Raw genomic sequence first — 15,003 nt, forward strand, 5'->3', positions numbered from 1 at the left:
CGGCTTCCGGTTCAGGTTCTCGCGGCCAGCGGTGTGCGTTGCCGGGACTTCCCTGGTGGCGGGGATCGTTTCCGGCGGTGCGATCTATCTCGGCCGATCGCCGCAGCGTGAGGTGCACGTGGCGGGTACCGATGCCTTTTGGCCGCATGTGGTGCTGTATGTGCTGGCCGCTTTGGTGGCGGTGATGGTGTTGCGTCGCAGCGGTACTCGGTCTCCCCGGCTGCTGCTCGCGCCCTTGGGGAGCACTGCCGCGCATCGGCTCGCGTGGACGGTGCGGTCGATCTTTCGTCGGCTGTCCGCGCTGCCGCGTCTGTTGCTGTCGGTGATACCGCTGGCGATGCTGGTGTACTTCCCCTATCGCTGCGGTATGCAGGTGCTGGGCGGTCTGGACCCCAACTTCGTCGTCAATGCCTGGGGTGGGCCCACGTACTTCGGGGCGATGGCATTCCACTACGTGGATGGAGCCCTATTGGCCGCCGTCTCCGCGGGCCTGCTGAATCTGTTGCTCCTGCCCGCGAGAACTGAACCGGCACAGCGTTAGTCGAGGAGCGCTCGGCAGCTGTCGGCGAGGCGGTCGCGCAGTACAGCGGCGCGGGTTGCGATGTCCGCTTGCCTGCGCACGTATTCTGCTCGGCCCGAGGGGGTTTCGATGCGAATCGGCTCGTAGTCGTACGCCGAGAGGTCGTAGGGGCTGGCCTTCATATCGAGTTCCCGTGCGGCGCAGGCCAATTCGAAGCAGTCGAACAGCAGGTCCGAGGCGATCAGCGGGGTGAGCTTGAAACCCCACTTGTACAAATCCATATTGGCGTGCAGGCAGCCGGGCTGTTCGCGATGTTCCTGATCCGCGCGGGTCAGCGGTTCTATGTTCAGGGGTACCGCTTCGGGGGTGAAGAAGCGGAAGGCGTCGAAGTGCGTGCAGCGCAACTGCATCGACTCGACCACCGCGTCCGTCCCGGCGGTGCCCAGCCGCAACGGCACCTGCTGATGGCGGACCTCATCGGTGCGATACACCATCGCCCATTCGTGCAGTCCGAAGCAGGACAGCTGCGCCGGGCGGGCGGCCGTCGCCGAGAGCAGCCGGGTGACGAATTCGATGGTGTCCCGGCGCTTTTCGAGGAACGCCGGGTCGGCGGTGTACGCGGCGATATCCGAATTCAGGTGATAGCCCCGGGTTTCGGCGTAGTCGGCGGCATCCGCCAGCCCGATGCCGAAACCCGGGTGCCAGCGTCGCAATTGGGCGGGCTTATTGCCGTAGTAGGTGAACAGGAAGTCGATGACCGGATGTTTGGTCCCGGCCGCGCGCTGCGCCAGATACGGGCCGACCAGCCGTTCGACCCGTTCCCGGTGTGTGGCGGCTCGCGCCCGCCAATCGGCGGGCGCGAGCACCGGAATCTCCTGTCGCACAACCGGCATGGTTACTCCGCGATGCGGTGGGTGGCGTCGCGGACGGTGCCGACGAACTCCTCCACCAGATCCTCGAGCGCGACGATGCCGACGGTATTCCCGCGACTGTCCACCACCCGGCCCAGATGGGAATTGGTGCGGCGCAACCGAGCCAGGGCCTCGAAGAGGGTGGCGCCGGTGCTGACCGTGGGCAGCGGGCGGATATCGGTGCGCGGGATGGGCGTCGACGGACCGGCCTGATCATCGGCCACCAGATCCAGCACATCCTTGACATGCAGATAGCCGACCAGCGAACCGTCACCGGCGCGCACCGGATAGCGCGAGAAACCGGTCTCGGTCACCGCGTTCTCGATATCGCCGAGCGTGGTGCCCTCCCCGCGCAGCGGGACCGACCGGGTCTTGTCCAGCGGCACCATGACATCGGCGACGATGCTGTCACTGGAACCCAGCGCCTGGGTCAGGCGGCGGTGCTCCTCCTCGTCCAGCAGCCCCTCGGAATGCGATTCGCCGAACATCTCGGCCAATTCCACCGAGGACACCGTCGAATCGAGTTCATCCTTGGGTTCGATGCGCAGCGCCCGCAGCGACAGATTCGCCGCCAGGTTGTAGACCGCGATCAGCGGCCGCGCCAGGCGCAACCACATCAGATGCACCGGAACCAGCAGCAGCGCGGAGCGTTCCGGTCCGGCCAGCGCGATATTCTTCGGAATCATCTCGCCGAGCAGGATGTGCAGCACCACCACGATCGCCAGCGCCACCGCGAACGAAATCGGGTGCAGCAGCGAATCGGGCATGCCGACCAGATCGAAGACACTCGAAAGCAGATGCGCCACAGCGGGTTCGCCGACGCGGCCGAGCAGGATGGAGCAGATGGTGATGCCCAGCTGCGCCGCCGCCAGCATCATCGACAGATTCTGCGCCGCCTCGATCACCGTATTGGCGCTGCGCTTACCCTGTGCGGCAAGCGCTTCCAGGCGATCGCGGCGCGCGGAGATCAACGCGAATTCCGCGCCGACGAAGAACGCGTTACCCAGCAGCAGCCCCAGGGCCAGCAATACCGCTGTCCAATCACCCATGGCGCAGCTCCCATTCGGCCAGTTCCTCGGCGTCGACGGGGCGCAGCAGCACCCGGTCGATGCGACGGCCGTCCATGCGCTCCACCTTGGCGATCCAGCCGCCGCTGGTATGCGGATCCATGGCGTGGTTGTTGCCGGGTTCGGGCAGCAGCACCTCATCGCCGGTGACCGGGATGCGGCCCAGGCGGGTCAGCACCAGACCGCCGAGGGTTTCGTATTCGCCGTCGGGCGCGTCGTAACCCGTTGTGCGCGAGACCTCGTCGACGCGCAGCAGCCCGGAGCAGTCCCAGCCGGTGGAGGTGCGGCGCACATCGAGTTCCTCTTCATCATGCTCATCGCGGACGTCGCCGAGGATTTCCTCGATCAGGTCCTCCATGGTGACGATGCCGGCGGTGCCGCCGTATTCGTCGACCACCAGCGCAACCTGCATACCGTCCGCGCGCACGCGTTCGAGCACTTCGTCACCGTCCAGGCTGGCGGGCACGATCGGTACGGGCTGGCAGATGTCCTTGAGCTTGATGATCCGGCGCTGCGATGCCGGATGCGTGAACGCCTGTTTGACGTGCACCACGCCGAGCGTGTTGTCCAGATCACCGTCGATCACCGGGAAGCGGGAAAACCCGGTGCGACTGGCACATTCGATGAGATCGGCGATGGTGCAGTTCTGATCGAGGGATTCGATCTTCACGCGCGGGGTCATGAGCTCCTCCGCGCTGCGCTCACCGAATTGCAGTGAGCGATCCACCACCTGCGCGGTGCGCTGATCCAGCGCGCCGTGCAATGCGGAAGTGCGGACCAGTGAACCCAATTCCTGCGGGGAACGCGCCGAACGCAATTCCTCGGCCGGTTCGATGCCCAGGCGTCGCACGGCCCAGTTGGCCGCGCCATTGAGGAAATTGATGAGCCAGCGGAATGCCATGGAGAACCACATCATCGGCCCCGCGGTCCAGCGTGCGGTGGCCAGCGGTGAGGCGATGGCGATGTTCTTCGGCACCAGCTCGCCGTAGATCATGGACAGCGAGGTCGCCAGAATCAGTGCCAGCGCCAGCGAAATGCCATGCGAGGTACCGGCATCCAGGCCGAAGGCGTCGAATATGGGTTCCAGCAGCCGCGCCAATACCGGTTCGGCGATATAACCGGTGATCAGAGTGGTGATGGTGATGCCCAGCTGCGCCCCGGAAAGTTGGAACGAGAGCGTGCGATGCGCCTGGCGCACCTGCCGGGCGCGGCGGTCGCCGTCGCGGGCGTGCGCCTCCACGGTGCTGCGTTCCAGGGCGGTGAGCGAGAATTCCGCGGCAACGAATAACGCTGTACCGGCGGTCAGTGCGATGAAACCGATCAGGCTGAGAACGGTGAGCAGGGCTGACACGGTCAGCACCACCCGGCCGTCTGTGTGGCTGAGGGAGCGATGGCGCCGGGTTTGTCACCCGGCTCGGTAGAGGAGCCCTCCTGAACGGCGCCCTCGGACGCGGGTGACAACTGGTTCCTTTCGCATGGGGTAGATCGTGACGGGTCGGCACGATCCGATGGTCGACATGTTACCGGCTGGCCCGCTCGCCTTCAGCGTGACCTGGCCGGGCATGGGAAAACCCGGCGGGTTCCGTGCGGTCCCCGCCGGGATGGCTGCCCAATTCGAGCCGGTTTACCAGCCCGAAGGCAGCGGACGGCCCTCGGCGAAACCGGCGGCCGACTGCACACCGAGCACGGCCCGGTCATGGAATTCGGCGATGGAGCGCGCGCCCGCGTAGGTGCAGGAGCTGCGCACACCGGAGGTGATGTGATCGATCAGATCCTCCACACCCGGGCGTTCGGCGTCCAGGCGCATGCGCGAGGAGGAGATGCCCTCCTCGAACAGGGCCTTGCGGGCGCGGTCGAAGGCCGAATCGGTGGCGGTGCGCGCGGCGACCGCACGCTTGGAGGCCATACCGAAGCTCTCCTTGTAGCGGTTGCCGTCGCGATCGATGCGCATATCGCCGGGCGACTCGTAGGTGCCCGCGAACCAGGAACCGATCATGACATTGGCCGCACCGGCCGCGAGGGCCAGCGCCACATCGCGCGGATGCCGGACGCCGCCATCGGCCCACACGTGCTTACCGAATTCGGCTGCGGCGGCGGCACATTCGGCGACCGCGGAGAACTGCGGGCGGCCGACGCCGGTCATCATGCGGGTGGTGCACATGGCGCCGGGGCCGACACCGACCTTGATGATGTCCGCGCCCGCCTCGATCAGATCGCGGGTGCCCGCGGCCGAGACCACATTGCCCGCGACCAGCGGCACGCCCAGATCCAGGGCGGCCACCGAGCGCAGCGCCTCCAGCATCTTCTGCTGATGGCCGTGCGCGGTGTCCATCACCAGTACATCGGCGCCCGCGTTGACGAGAGCCTTTGCCTTGGAAGGGATATCGCCGTTGATGCCGACCGCCGCGGCGATGCGCAACTGACCGTTGGCGTCGACGGCGGGCTGGTAGATGCCCGCGCGAATGGTGCCGGTGCGGGTCATCACGCCCGCGAGGGTGCCGTCCGCGTTCACCAGGACGGCGAGCTTGGAGTGACCGGCCTCGAGCAGGTCGAAGACCTCACGCGGGGACGCGTCGGCGGGCGCGCTGACGAAGTTGGTGTCGGCGACGGTGCTCAATCGCGCGAAACGGTCGACATCGCTGCACGCGGCCTCGGTGACCACGCCGACCGGGCGGTTGTTCTCGACGAGCACCACCGCGCCGTGCGCGCGCTTGTGAATCAGCGCCAGCGCGTCGGAGACCGAATCCTCCGGATCCAGGGTGACCGGGGTGTCGGCGGTGAGCGAGCGGCTCTTGACGAAGGCGATGGTGTCGGCCGCGGCCTGGATCGGAAGATCCTGCGGCAGCACCACGATGCCGCCCCGGCGGGCCACGGTCTCGGCCATGCGGCGGCCGGCGACGGCGGTCATATTCGCGACCACGAGGGGAATGGTGGTGCCGGTTCCGTCGCTCGACGACAGGTCGACATCGAATCGCGACGCCACATCCGTCCGATTCGGGACGAGGAAGACATCGTCATAGGTCAGGTCGTAGGGCGGAGTCTGCCCGGGGAGGAACTGCACGGTGTTTGCCGCCTCATGGTTTGACGTGGGGTTGTCGTGTTCCATGCTTCGATGTCAGGTATTGGCGCGCTACCTGGTGTCACGCATGCAGCAGGCCAGTGTACTCGAAACTCGGTTGTCGCCTCGCTCACATGTGATCCGGCCGCACCGCCGACCTGACGTGATCGGCATCCCGGTAGGACGATCGAAACGGCTGCGGCTGGGTATCGCGACGATATGTTCGCTATCGGAGCCGCAGTACTGTTCGCCATCGCGCTACTACTGGAACTCGTCAATCGAGGCACCACATTCGGTGTGGAGCTACTCATCATCGGTGGGCTGCTTGCCCTTTCACTACACCTGGCGGGCTTCAGCTCCCGCATCCCGTCGGGCGGCCAGTGGCGCTCCCGCGGCGGCTGGGCCCGCCGCCGCTGAGCTTCCCCGGCGTCTCACGGGCAGACTGTGCGCATGAGCGCCTGACCCGCTCGGGGCAGCGGACGACCTTCGCCATCGACTGGTAGCTGGGTCGGACTCTCGCCCCGAGGGGTCCCGGTGATGTTTGCCGAATGGTTGCCTAACCGGTGAATCGCGCACTGCGAGCCCGCAAATCGGCTGCGATTGCCGGTGTGTCGGGCCTGCGATCGAATCGTGTCCGGGGCGGCGGCCCGTGGCGATTCGGGTTCAGAGTGTGCCGTTTTCGATATCTCGCTTCAGAGCGGTCTGGTAGGCGCGGTGAGATGAAGCCCCGTTATCGGCGGTGAATTGGATCAGGGTCGCATCGGCGAGGAAGGTGATGTGCTCGTTGACCGTGGTGCTGCCATCGCCGTTCGCGGTGAAGGTGATCAACTGGTGGGTGGTGATATTCGGGATGTCCCAGCTGTCCGAGGTGTAGTAGTGCTCGGCGGGGTGCAGGCGCTGTTCGGCCTGGGTGTGGCCGGGGAAGGTGACCGGGCCCATCGGAATGTCTTCCAGGGCGGTGAAATCCACCACCTCGACGCCGGAATCGTCGCAGGTGCGGTGGGTGATCACATCCTTCAGGAAGGGGTGGCGGCCGATATCGTTGCGCAGGTTGGAGTAGACCGACCAGACCCGCTCGAGCGGGGCGTTGATGGTGATCGGCAGATCGACCACCACCGCGGCGCGGGACTCGGCCGGATTGTGCTGTCCCGCTTCGTACATCGACCAACTGGCCTGCCACTCCGCCGTGTACCCATTGGGTGTCTCGGCACAGGTGGGAGGGGTAACCGCTTGCGCCACAGGCATTCCCGTCGCCGCGCAGGCGACGGCAAGGGCGCATCCGAACATGAATTTCACGCGGCGGACTTTACCTCGGCGAAGTCCGGTCGGCGCGGTCAGCGGCCGCCGCGTGACTTCGGCTTATGCTTCTTGGTGTGCTTGCGCCCGCCGGTGCGCGGATCGATGCGGTGGCGGGGGCGTTCCGGTGCCGGATCCGGCGGTGCCGCAGCGGCTTTGGCGGCCGCCGCGACCGTGGCCGGATCGTGGATGGGTCGGCCGGAGGCGCGGCGCGCCCCGGTGATCTCGGCCAGGCGGCGATCGCCGGGCCGCACTTCCAGATCGGTGACGGAAACCCCTGCGCGGCGGGCCAATTCGGCGGCTTCCTGACGATCGTCCGGGGTGACGACGGTGACCACCGTGCCCGACGCGCCCGCGCGGGCGGTGCGGCCGGTGCGGTGCAGATAGTCCTTCGGATCGGCCGGGGGATCGACGTGCACGACCAGCGAGACATCGTCGACATGGATACCGCGCGCGGCGATATCGGTGGCGACCAGCACCGGCCAGCTGCCATCCGCGAACGCGGCGAGGGTTCGGGTGCGCTGATTCTGGCCCTGACCGCCGTGTAGCGCGGCGGCGGCGATACCGACCTCGCGCAGTTTGCCGGCCAGCTTGTCCGCACCGTGCTGGGTGCGCACGAACAGCAGGGTGCGGCCCTTGCGGCCCGCGATTTCGGTGACCACCGGGCGCTTTTCGATCCGGCGCACATGCAGGGCGTAGTGCGCGATATCGGGGAGATCGGAATCCGATTCCGCGGCAACGGCATCGGCGGCAGGGGCGCTCGCATTGGGCTGTTCGGCGACCGTATGGGTGACGGGGGAGTGCAGGTACCGCTGCACCAGCTCGCCGATGGCCTCGTCCAGGGTCGCCGAGAACAGCAGTTTCTGTGATTCGGCGGGAACACGATTCAGCACGGCCGTCAGCTGCGGCAGGAAGCCGAGGTCGGCCATATGGTCGGCCTCGTCGACGGTGAGCACCTGCACGTCCGAGAGATCCACGGCCTTGCGGCCGATCAAATCGGTCAACCGCCCGGGCGTGGCGATGAGCAGATCGACGCCGCGACCCAGCTTCTCGTCCTGCGCCTTGATGGCCAGTCCGCCGACGGCGATGGCGAGCCGCAGGCCCATGGACAGCGACGGCTCATCGAGCGCGGTCTCGATCTGGATCGCCAATTCACGCGTGGGTACCAGGATCAACCCGCGCGGACGGCGCGGCGCGGTCGAGGCGCCGGACAGTCGCACCAGCATCGGCAGCCCGAACGCCAGGGTCTTACCGGAACCCGTTGCGGCCCGGCCCAATACATCGTGACCGGCCAGAATGTCCGGGATCACCGCGGCTTGAATGGGGAACGGCGTATCGATCCCATTGCGCCGTAGTGCCTGTACCAGCATCGGCGGCAGGCCCAGATCGGCGAACCGGCGCGCGCCCGCCGCGGAAGAGGCGAAACGGGGTACCGCGGGAGCCGCGGTGTCCGCCACGTCGTGCTGCTGGGGAGTCGTGCTCCGCGGCTCAGGCACGGCTGAGCAATCGGCTCAGTTCCTGCAACCACGGAATCGCGACCGCGAGGGTCGGGACCACGAGGATGGCGGCGGCGGCCAGATATGCCGCGCTCGCGATGCGAATATCGCCGATCGGCCCGGCCAGGCGCTGAATGCGAATCAGGGTGGTGGGCCCGCCGACCGCCATCGCACCCTGCGGCGCGGGCGAATTCGAACAGGCGACCAGGGCGCGCGCCAGCGGCGTCGGCCCGGTGACCTTGACCGCGGAATCATCGGCCAGCAATTCGATCAGCAGTTTCACCGAATCGAGTGCGGATTTGGAGCGCACCACCCGGGGGAACGCCTCGTGTGCGGCGGTGAATGCCTCCAGCACCAGGTCGTGGCGGGCGCGCAGATGCGAGCGCTCATGGCTGACGATTGCGGTCAACTCCTCTTGGGAAAGATTGGTCACGGTGCCCTGGCTGAGCACGACGCGGCGGCGCAGCCCGGGCAGGCAGTAGGCAATGGGTTCGGTGGCGGCGAGCACCCGGATATCCGCGGATTTCCGTGCCACGCCGCCCTGATCGAGCAGATCGACCAGCATGCGGTGTTTGGCGCGTCGCCGGCGCGTATGCACGCCGACGCGGATGACCGAGAAGATCAGCCGCGCCCCGATGAGCAGGGTGAGCGCGAAGACCGTCACCAGGGCGAGCCACAGTGGCAGGCCCAGGGCGGCGATCTCCTTGCTCGGGGTGGTGGTGGGCCGTCCGTCACCGCCGGGCACCAGCAGTCGGCTGGCGATGGCGAGCCCGGAACCGAAGGCGGACAGGACGGCGGCGAGAGCGATGGCCTGCCAGAGCACCAGCGCCGCACGGGGACTCCGATACGGCCAGGTGGCTCTGCTGAGCAGCGCCGGGATCGGTCCCGCCAACAAGAGGGCGAGACCGGCGAATACCGGCGCTGTCAGATCCATTCCTCAGCTCACTGCGTTGTGGGGGCCTGGGCCGAGGTCGGGGCTACTTGGAGTCTTTCGGCTCCTTGCGTGCCGCCTCGGTGGCTTCGAGCTTAGCGAGTGCGTCTCGCAAAGCGGCAGCCTCATCGGCTCCTACCTGTTCCACGAAGTGCACGAGTGCGGCTCGGCGCGAGCCTACTTCGTCGGCCTGCTGCAATGCGTCCACCATGAGACTGGCGACGAGTTCGTCGCGGGTGTGCACGGGGGCATACCGATGCGCGCGGTCATCGCGCTGCTGTAGTACGAGGTTCTTCTTCGCGAGACGCTGCAGAACGGTCATCACCGTGGTGTACGCGAGCTCGCGGCGCTCGGCGAGGGCCTCGTGCACCTGCCGCACCGTTTGGGGTTCATCGGCCGACCACAACTGGTCCATGACCGCTTTCTCGAGTTCACCAAGACCTGCCATCCCACAAGTTTACGGAGGCAACGACACAAATGCGTACTACAAGTCGTCGTAACCGGTCGGTAGCTGTGTGGTATTGGTCATACCTCGCTGGTCGGCGCGGGATCCTGCCCGTCGGCGCCATGTACGTGCCGGGTGCCGATCGGCACGATCATCGGGCGTCCGGAGACCGGATCCTCCAGAACTTCGGCGCGCAGACCGAAAACCTCGAGCAGCAGCTCGGAATTGACGATATCGGCCGGGCGGCCCTGCGCCACGATCCGGCCCGCGCACATGACGATGAGCTCATCGCTGTAGCGGATGGCCAGGTTCAGATCGTGCAGCACCATGACCACGGTGCGGCCGAAATCGGCGTGCAGGCGGTCCACCAGATCGAGCACCTCGAGGGAGTGCGCGAGATCGAGGTAGGTGGTCGGCTCGTCCAGCAGCAGGATATCGGTGCCCTGCGCCAGCGCCATGGAGATCCAGGCGCGCTGGCGTTGACCGCCGGAGAGTTCATCGAGGGTGCGGTCGGCGAGATCGGCGATACCGGTCTGTGCGAGCGCCGTGGCGACCTCGGTCTCGTCATCTGCGGACCACTGCCGCAACCAGGATTGATGCGGGTGACGGCCGCGCGCGACGAGATCGGCGACGGTCAGGCCCTCGGGGGCGACGGGGGTCTGCGGCAGCATGCCGACCATGCGGGCGATATCGCGGGTCTTCATGGACGATATCGCCTTGCCGTCCAAGACGATTCGGCCGTCGCGCGGTTTGAGTAGTCGGCCCAGTGCGCGCAGCAGGGTGGACTTGCCGCAACCGTTCGGGCCGATGACCGTGGTGATCACACCGGGTGTGATATCGAGCGAGAGTCCGTCGACGATCACGCGATCGCCGTACCCCAGGGTGATGTTCTCGGCGGCGAGAGTCACTGCGGCAGTGGGGGAGTCCGTCACATCGCGCGCGGTGGTCACCGTCTCGCTTCGAATCGTCACAGGGTCGCCTTCCGATTGGCGCGTACCAGCAAGTACAGCATGAACGGTCCGCCGACCGCGGCGGTCACAACCCCGACCGGCAGATCGACGGGAAGTATGGTGCGGGACACCAGATCCGCCCCGACCACGGCGATCGCGCCGATCAGCGTCGAGGCGACGATGGGTTCCCCGGGGGTGCGCAGCAACCGGCGCGCGATCTGCGGTGCGGCCAGGCCGACGAAGCCGACGGGTCCGGCCGCGGCGGTCGCGAGCGCGGCCGCCGTGACGCCCGCACCGAGCAGCAGCGCTTGCTGGGTCTGAATGCGAACGCCCAGAACACGAGTGGTGTCGGTGCCGAACCGCAGGGCCGCGAGGGTGCGACTCGACGCGGCGGCTATTAGCAGTGTGATGCCCACACCGATTCCGGCGGGCACCAGGGTGGACCAGTCCGAGCGATCCAGCGATCCGGTGAGCCACAGCTGCGCGTGCGCGGCATCGGTCAGGGTCGCGCGGGTGAGCAGCCAGCTGACCACCGACAGCAGTGCGGCATTCACGCCGATGCCGATGAGCACCAGGCGAAATCCCATGACACCGTGATCGCCCGTGCTGGTGCGGCCCCAGGCGAGCAGATAGATGGCGACCGCGGTCAGCAGACCACCCGCGAGCGCGGCGAGCGGAATGCCCAGTGTCGCAGCGATTCCGGTGGTCGCGCCGCCGGTTCCGGCCAGAATCAGCACCGCACCGCAGCTCGCGCCCGAGGTGATGCCGAGGATATCCGGGCTCGCGAGGGGATTGTGCAGGATGGATTGGGTGATCGCGCCCGCCAATCCCAGTGCGGCACCGACGATCACGGCGGTCAGCGCGCGCGGCAGACGTGAGTCGAAAATCACGAACCGCTGTGCGCGAGATCCGCCGCCGCCCAGCACATCCAGTACCCGACCGAGTGGAATATGGAATTCGCCGGTGCTGATATCGAGTGCGAAAAGCGTGAGCAGAATCGCGATGAGCACGGCGGCGGTGAGCAGTGCCCGCGCTCGCAGTACCGCCGAATACCCGGCGATGCGTACCGCCGGTCGCGTCCGGCCCAGCAGCCGCGCGGATTCGGGTTCGACCCGCGCCGCCTTCGACTGTCCGGCAGCGGCTTTCACCGTGATGGCACGACCGAGTGTCGTTTTCGCCTGTTCGGCATGGGGTTTCACCGCGATGGCGTGATCGGCCGTCGTGTCCGCCTGCCCGGGAGTGGATTCGGTGGGTGTGCCGTCGATGTGGGTGGGATCGCTCACAGGCTCACCAGCTTTCGGCGGCGGACCAGCAGGATGAAGAACGGTGCGCCGATCACGGTGAGGGTGATTCCGGCCTGGAGTTCACCGGGGCGGGCGATCACGCGGCCCACGGTATCGGCGATCAGCAGGGTGATGGCTCCCAGCAGGGCCGAATACGGCACCAGCCAGCGGTAGTCGGGGCCGGTGACCGAGCGTGCGAGATGCGGCACGATCAGGCCGAGGAAGGCGATCGGGCCGACGGCGGCGGTGGCCGCGCCCGCGAGCAGCACCACCGCGGCCAGGCCCAATGCCCGATTGCGGGCGAGGTTCACACCGAGGCCGCGCGCCACGTCATCGCCGAGACCGAGCAGGTTCAGCCCGGGTGAGGCGGCCAGCGCCAGGCCCGCGCCCACGATGAGGAACGGCAGCACCTGCTGGAATACCGCCGCGTCATGTCCCGCGACATCGCCGACGACCCAGTACCTATAGGTATTGAGCGCGTTCTCGTCCAGCAGCACAACGATATTGGTCATGGCCTGCAGGAACGCGGTCACGGCGGCTCCGGCCAGCACCAGGCTCAGCGGGCTGGCCTTACCGCCGCCGATCGAGGACACCCCGAATACGACGATGCCCGCGATCAGCGCACCCGCCAGCGCGAACCAGATGTACTGCGTGGTCGCGGTGAGCGCGAACAGATGAATGCTCAGCGCCGCCAGGAACGCCGCGCCCGCATTGATTCCGAGCAGTCCCGCATCAGCGAGCGGGTTTCGGGTATAGCCCTGGATGAGTGCACCCGCCATGCCCAATGCCAGCCCGGTCACGAGGGCGAGTCCGGTTCGGGGGAGCCGCAATTCGCGCACGATCTGCGCGGCGGTTCCGTCGGCGGGGCAGGAAAGTGGTAACCCGCCCGGACAGGTGAGTGCGTCGAATACCGCACTGAGAGGTAGGGAACGTGAGCCGAGCGCGATGCTGGCGAGCACCGCGCAGACCAGCAGCGCGGCCAGGAGGAGGAGTCCGGACAGACGTCGCCGTCTGATGGTGACTACGGCGGGCACGGTGACGAACTACTCCTGACACATTGATTGCTCTCGTTAGCTTGGTAAGCCTAACCTATCTTCAATTCTCGTTGCGTACACAGTGGCCGGAAGTCCGATGAAAGAGGAGGTTCGATGCTCGAGCCCGTAACCGTGTGCCCGCCTCGCGATTCCCGGATCGCCTTCGGGAGGGCCTGCGCCCGGCTGCGCGGCCTGCAACCCGAACACCCGCGGGTGTATGCCGTCGCCGCCATGTCCGAACAGGGCAAACGGAGATGGTGGCGGTTGGCGGACGGAATACGCGAAGGCCGGATCGAGATGATGTACCGCCGCCACGCCGCCGAGATGAGCAATCCCGAGATCGCCGCGGAGGTGGTGGCCACCGCGCTCATCCACGCGGTCATCGGCCGGGTCATGGCCATGCTGGTGTCCGAGGGCCGGGCCTGGGATCCGGGCCTGGAGAACCTGTGGATCCATACCGACAATGACGGCGGTATCGATTGGGCGGGGCTGGCGGACACCACGATTCGCGTGGTCGACGGCGACCGGCTGACCGGTGAGCCGGGTGTGGTGGCGCTGCCGTGCGAACCCGCGCTGTACGTCTGGCTGGCGCACCGGTGTGAACCGGCGCTGCGGCTGATCCAGGAAGCGATGCTGCGCTGCGCCGGATTGGGCGTGCGGCGGTTCTGGTCGCTGGTGGCGGAGTCGATCGTCGGCGCGGCGACCTATGTTCCGGCGCTGGCCAATACCTCGTCCACGGTGGGCGCGCAGCGCGGGCAGGACATGCTGGCGGCACTGGAGGATCGCGGTCTGCCGGTGCGCCGGGGTTACGTCGTCCGATAGGTCGCGGCGAGGTGGTGATACCGGGCAGCTGCTTCGAGCGGGCTGCCCGGTGAGTTCGGCGACGGGAAACCGATCACGGTGAGCGCAAGTGGGTCACCGCGCGGTGCGGGCGGTTAGCGTCGAAAGGGAGCACTGTCGGGGCCCGCCGCGCGAAGGATCTGTGATGACCGATCGATTACCGCTCATCGACATCTCCCGTTTCCGCGGGCCGGATCGGGACGCGTTTCTCGACGAGTTGCGCTATGCCGCACACGAAGTCGGATTCTTCTACGTCATCGGGCACGGGGTGCCGCAGACATTGACCGAGGGCATTTTCGAGGTGGCGCGGCGGTTCTTCGCGCTACCGCTGGAACAGCGGCTCGAGATCGAGAATATTCATTCACCGCAGTTCCGGGGCTACACCTCGACCGGGCACGAATACACCGCGGGCGCGCCGGATCGGCGGGAGCAGATCGATATCGGGCCCGAGCGGGCAGCGTTGTCCGGGGCGCCCGGGGATCCGATCTGGCAGCGTTTGATCGGACCCAATCAGTGGCCGCCCGCACTGCCGGAATTGCGCGCGGTCACCCTGGCCTGGCAGGCCGAGGCATTGCGGGTGAGCCGGGAAGTATTGCGCGCCTTGGCCGCCGCGCTCGGACAGGACGAGGGCTACTTCGACGCCTGGTTCGATGCGGAGGCCACCACGCACGTGAAGATCATTCACTATCCGGGCCGTGACACCACCGGCGATGATCAGGGCGTCGGCGCGCACAAGGACTACGGCTATCTGGCGCTCCTGCAACAGGACGAGGTCGGCGGGCTCCAGGTGCGCGGCCCGGACGGCTGGATCGATGTGACGCCGGTGCCGGGCAGTTTCGTCTTCAATATCGGCGAGATGCTGGAGATCGCGACGCAGGGATATTTGATCGCCACCGATCATCGTGTGGTGAGTCCGCCCGCCGGGGTCGACCGGTATTCGGTGCCGTTCTTTCTGGGTCCGCGCTTGGACGCCGTGGTCGAACCACTCGAATTGCCCACCGAATTGGCCGCGCGGGCACGCGGGGTGAGCGCCGATGCCGCCAATCCGCTGCTGGCGCACTACGGTGAGAACGCGCTCATCGGCTGGCTACGTTCACATCCCGAGGTCGCGAAGAAATGGTGGCCCGAAGTCGAGTCCGGGTCATTGCGCTCGCGCTGACTCGAAATCTGTT

The 15,003-nt window shown here is 67.1% G+C and carries 15 protein-coding genes; 4 read left to right on the forward strand and 11 right to left on the reverse strand.

From position 1 onward, the window contains the following. Nucleotides 1-55 precede the first annotated feature (55 nt). Nucleotides 56-541 carry a hypothetical protein gene (locus AB0L82_RS10715; protein WP_364633721.1) on the forward strand — a complete coding sequence of 162 codons (486 nt, stop codon included), beginning with the start codon at nucleotides 56-58 and terminating at the stop codon, nucleotides 539-541. Here AB0L82_RS10715 and AB0L82_RS10720 read toward each other — a convergent pair. From AB0L82_RS10720 to AB0L82_RS10735, 4 genes are all read right to left on the reverse strand, one after another. Continuing rightward, on the reverse strand, nucleotides 538-1,413 hold the full coding sequence (locus AB0L82_RS10720) for a 3-methyladenine DNA glycosylase (protein WP_364633723.1): 876 nt from the start codon (nucleotides 1,411-1,413) through the stop codon (nucleotides 538-540). The genes AB0L82_RS10715 and AB0L82_RS10720 overlap by 4 nt on opposite strands. A gap of 2 nt (nucleotides 1,414-1,415) precedes the next feature. Continuing rightward, nucleotides 1,416-2,480, reverse strand: coding sequence for a hemolysin family protein (locus tag AB0L82_RS10725; RefSeq protein ID WP_364633725.1), 1,065 nt, complete (start codon nucleotides 2,478-2,480; stop codon nucleotides 1,416-1,418). Continuing rightward, complete coding sequence (locus AB0L82_RS10730) at nucleotides 2,473-3,849, reverse strand: hemolysin family protein (protein ID WP_364633727.1); 1,377 nt, start codon at nucleotides 3,847-3,849, stop codon at nucleotides 2,473-2,475. The genes AB0L82_RS10725 and AB0L82_RS10730 overlap by 8 nt, the downstream gene beginning before the upstream one ends. Nucleotides 3,850-4,122: 273 nt before the next feature. Then, nucleotides 4,123-5,559, reverse strand: coding sequence for a GuaB1 family IMP dehydrogenase-related protein (locus AB0L82_RS10735; protein WP_364635968.1), 1,437 nt, complete (start codon nucleotides 5,557-5,559; stop codon nucleotides 4,123-4,125). A gap of 216 nt (nucleotides 5,560-5,775) precedes the next feature. Between AB0L82_RS10735 and AB0L82_RS10740 the strand changes: the two genes are divergently transcribed. After that, nucleotides 5,776-5,973 (forward strand): hypothetical protein, encoded by a 198-nt coding sequence (locus tag AB0L82_RS10740; protein WP_364633729.1) that lies wholly within the window; start codon nucleotides 5,776-5,778, stop codon nucleotides 5,971-5,973. 246 nt (nucleotides 5,974-6,219) lie between these two features. Here AB0L82_RS10740 and AB0L82_RS10745 read toward each other — a convergent pair whose 3' ends face one another. The 7 genes from AB0L82_RS10745 to AB0L82_RS10775 all read right to left on the reverse strand — a co-directional run bounded on the left by AB0L82_RS10745 (nucleotide 6,220) and on the right by AB0L82_RS10775 (nucleotide 12,991). Continuing rightward, nucleotides 6,220-6,852, reverse strand: a complete 633-nt coding sequence (locus tag AB0L82_RS10745; protein WP_364633731.1) for a hypothetical protein — start codon at nucleotides 6,850-6,852, stop codon at nucleotides 6,220-6,222. Between the two features lie 38 nt (nucleotides 6,853-6,890). Further along, nucleotides 6,891-8,222: a DEAD/DEAH box helicase gene (locus AB0L82_RS10750; protein ID WP_364635970.1), complete on the reverse strand. Its 1,332-nt coding sequence runs from the start codon at nucleotides 8,220-8,222 to the stop codon at nucleotides 6,891-6,893. Nucleotides 8,223-8,340: 118 nt separating this feature from the next. Then, the gene (locus AB0L82_RS10755) at nucleotides 8,341-9,282 is read right to left on the reverse strand and encodes a M48 family metalloprotease (protein WP_364633733.1); all 942 of its coding nucleotides are present in this window, start codon (nucleotides 9,280-9,282) and stop codon (nucleotides 8,341-8,343) included. Between the two features lie 43 nt (nucleotides 9,283-9,325). Continuing rightward, nucleotides 9,326-9,727 (reverse strand): BlaI/MecI/CopY family transcriptional regulator, encoded by a 402-nt coding sequence (locus tag AB0L82_RS10760; protein WP_067562558.1) that lies wholly within the window; start codon nucleotides 9,725-9,727, stop codon nucleotides 9,326-9,328. Nucleotides 9,728-9,804: 77 nt separating this feature from the next. Continuing rightward, complete coding sequence (locus AB0L82_RS10765) at nucleotides 9,805-10,656, reverse strand: ABC transporter ATP-binding protein (protein ID WP_364635973.1); 852 nt, start codon at nucleotides 10,654-10,656, stop codon at nucleotides 9,805-9,807. 35 nt (nucleotides 10,657-10,691) lie between these two features. Next, nucleotides 10,692-11,765 carry an iron chelate uptake ABC transporter family permease subunit gene (locus tag AB0L82_RS10770; protein ID WP_364635976.1) on the reverse strand — a complete coding sequence of 358 codons (1,074 nt, stop codon included), beginning with the start codon at nucleotides 11,763-11,765 and terminating at the stop codon, nucleotides 10,692-10,694. Between the two features lie 188 nt (nucleotides 11,766-11,953). Then, entirely contained in the window at nucleotides 11,954-12,991 is a 1,038-nt protein-coding gene (locus AB0L82_RS10775; protein WP_364633735.1) for an iron ABC transporter permease, read from the reverse strand. Between the two features lie 114 nt (nucleotides 12,992-13,105). Here AB0L82_RS10775 and AB0L82_RS10780 point away from each other — a divergent pair, with 114 nt between their 5' ends. Continuing rightward, on the forward strand, nucleotides 13,106-13,813 hold the full coding sequence (locus tag AB0L82_RS10780) for a hypothetical protein (RefSeq protein ID WP_364633737.1): 708 nt from the start codon (nucleotides 13,106-13,108) through the stop codon (nucleotides 13,811-13,813). Between the two features lie 163 nt (nucleotides 13,814-13,976). Beyond that, nucleotides 13,977-14,990, forward strand: a complete 1,014-nt coding sequence (locus AB0L82_RS10785) for a 2-oxoglutarate and iron-dependent oxygenase domain-containing protein (RefSeq protein ID WP_364633739.1) — start codon at nucleotides 13,977-13,979, stop codon at nucleotides 14,988-14,990. Nucleotides 14,991-15,003 lie beyond the last annotated feature (13 nt).

This window comes from Nocardia sp. NPDC052001 (genome assembly GCF_040680615.1).
GTDB lineage: Bacteria > Actinomycetota > Actinomycetes > Mycobacteriales > Mycobacteriaceae > Nocardia.

Excerpts from the sequence above, each read along its gene's own strand:
- AB0L82_RS10720 (WP_364633723.1), bottom strand. The coding sequence starts at position 1,413 with ATGCCGGTTGTGCGACAGGAGATTCCGGTGCTCGCGCCCGCCGATTGG.
- AB0L82_RS10725 (WP_364633725.1), bottom strand. The coding sequence starts at position 2,480 with ATGGGTGATTGGACAGCGGTATTGCTGGCCCTGGGGCTGCTGCTGGGT.
- AB0L82_RS10740 (WP_364633729.1), top strand. The coding sequence starts at position 5,776 with ATGTTCGCTATCGGAGCCGCAGTACTGTTCGCCATCGCGCTACTACTG.
- AB0L82_RS10750 (WP_364635970.1), bottom strand. The coding sequence starts at position 8,222 with ATGCTGGTACAGGCACTACGGCGCAATGGGATCGATACGCCGTTCCCC.
- AB0L82_RS10755 (WP_364633733.1), bottom strand. The coding sequence starts at position 9,282 with ATGGATCTGACAGCGCCGGTATTCGCCGGTCTCGCCCTCTTGTTGGCG.
- AB0L82_RS10760 (WP_067562558.1), bottom strand. The coding sequence starts at position 9,727 with ATGGCAGGTCTTGGTGAACTCGAGAAAGCGGTCATGGACCAGTTGTGG.
- AB0L82_RS10780 (WP_364633737.1), top strand. The coding sequence starts at position 13,106 with ATGCTCGAGCCCGTAACCGTGTGCCCGCCTCGCGATTCCCGGATCGCC.
- AB0L82_RS10785 (WP_364633739.1), top strand. The coding sequence starts at position 13,977 with ATGACCGATCGATTACCGCTCATCGACATCTCCCGTTTCCGCGGGCCG.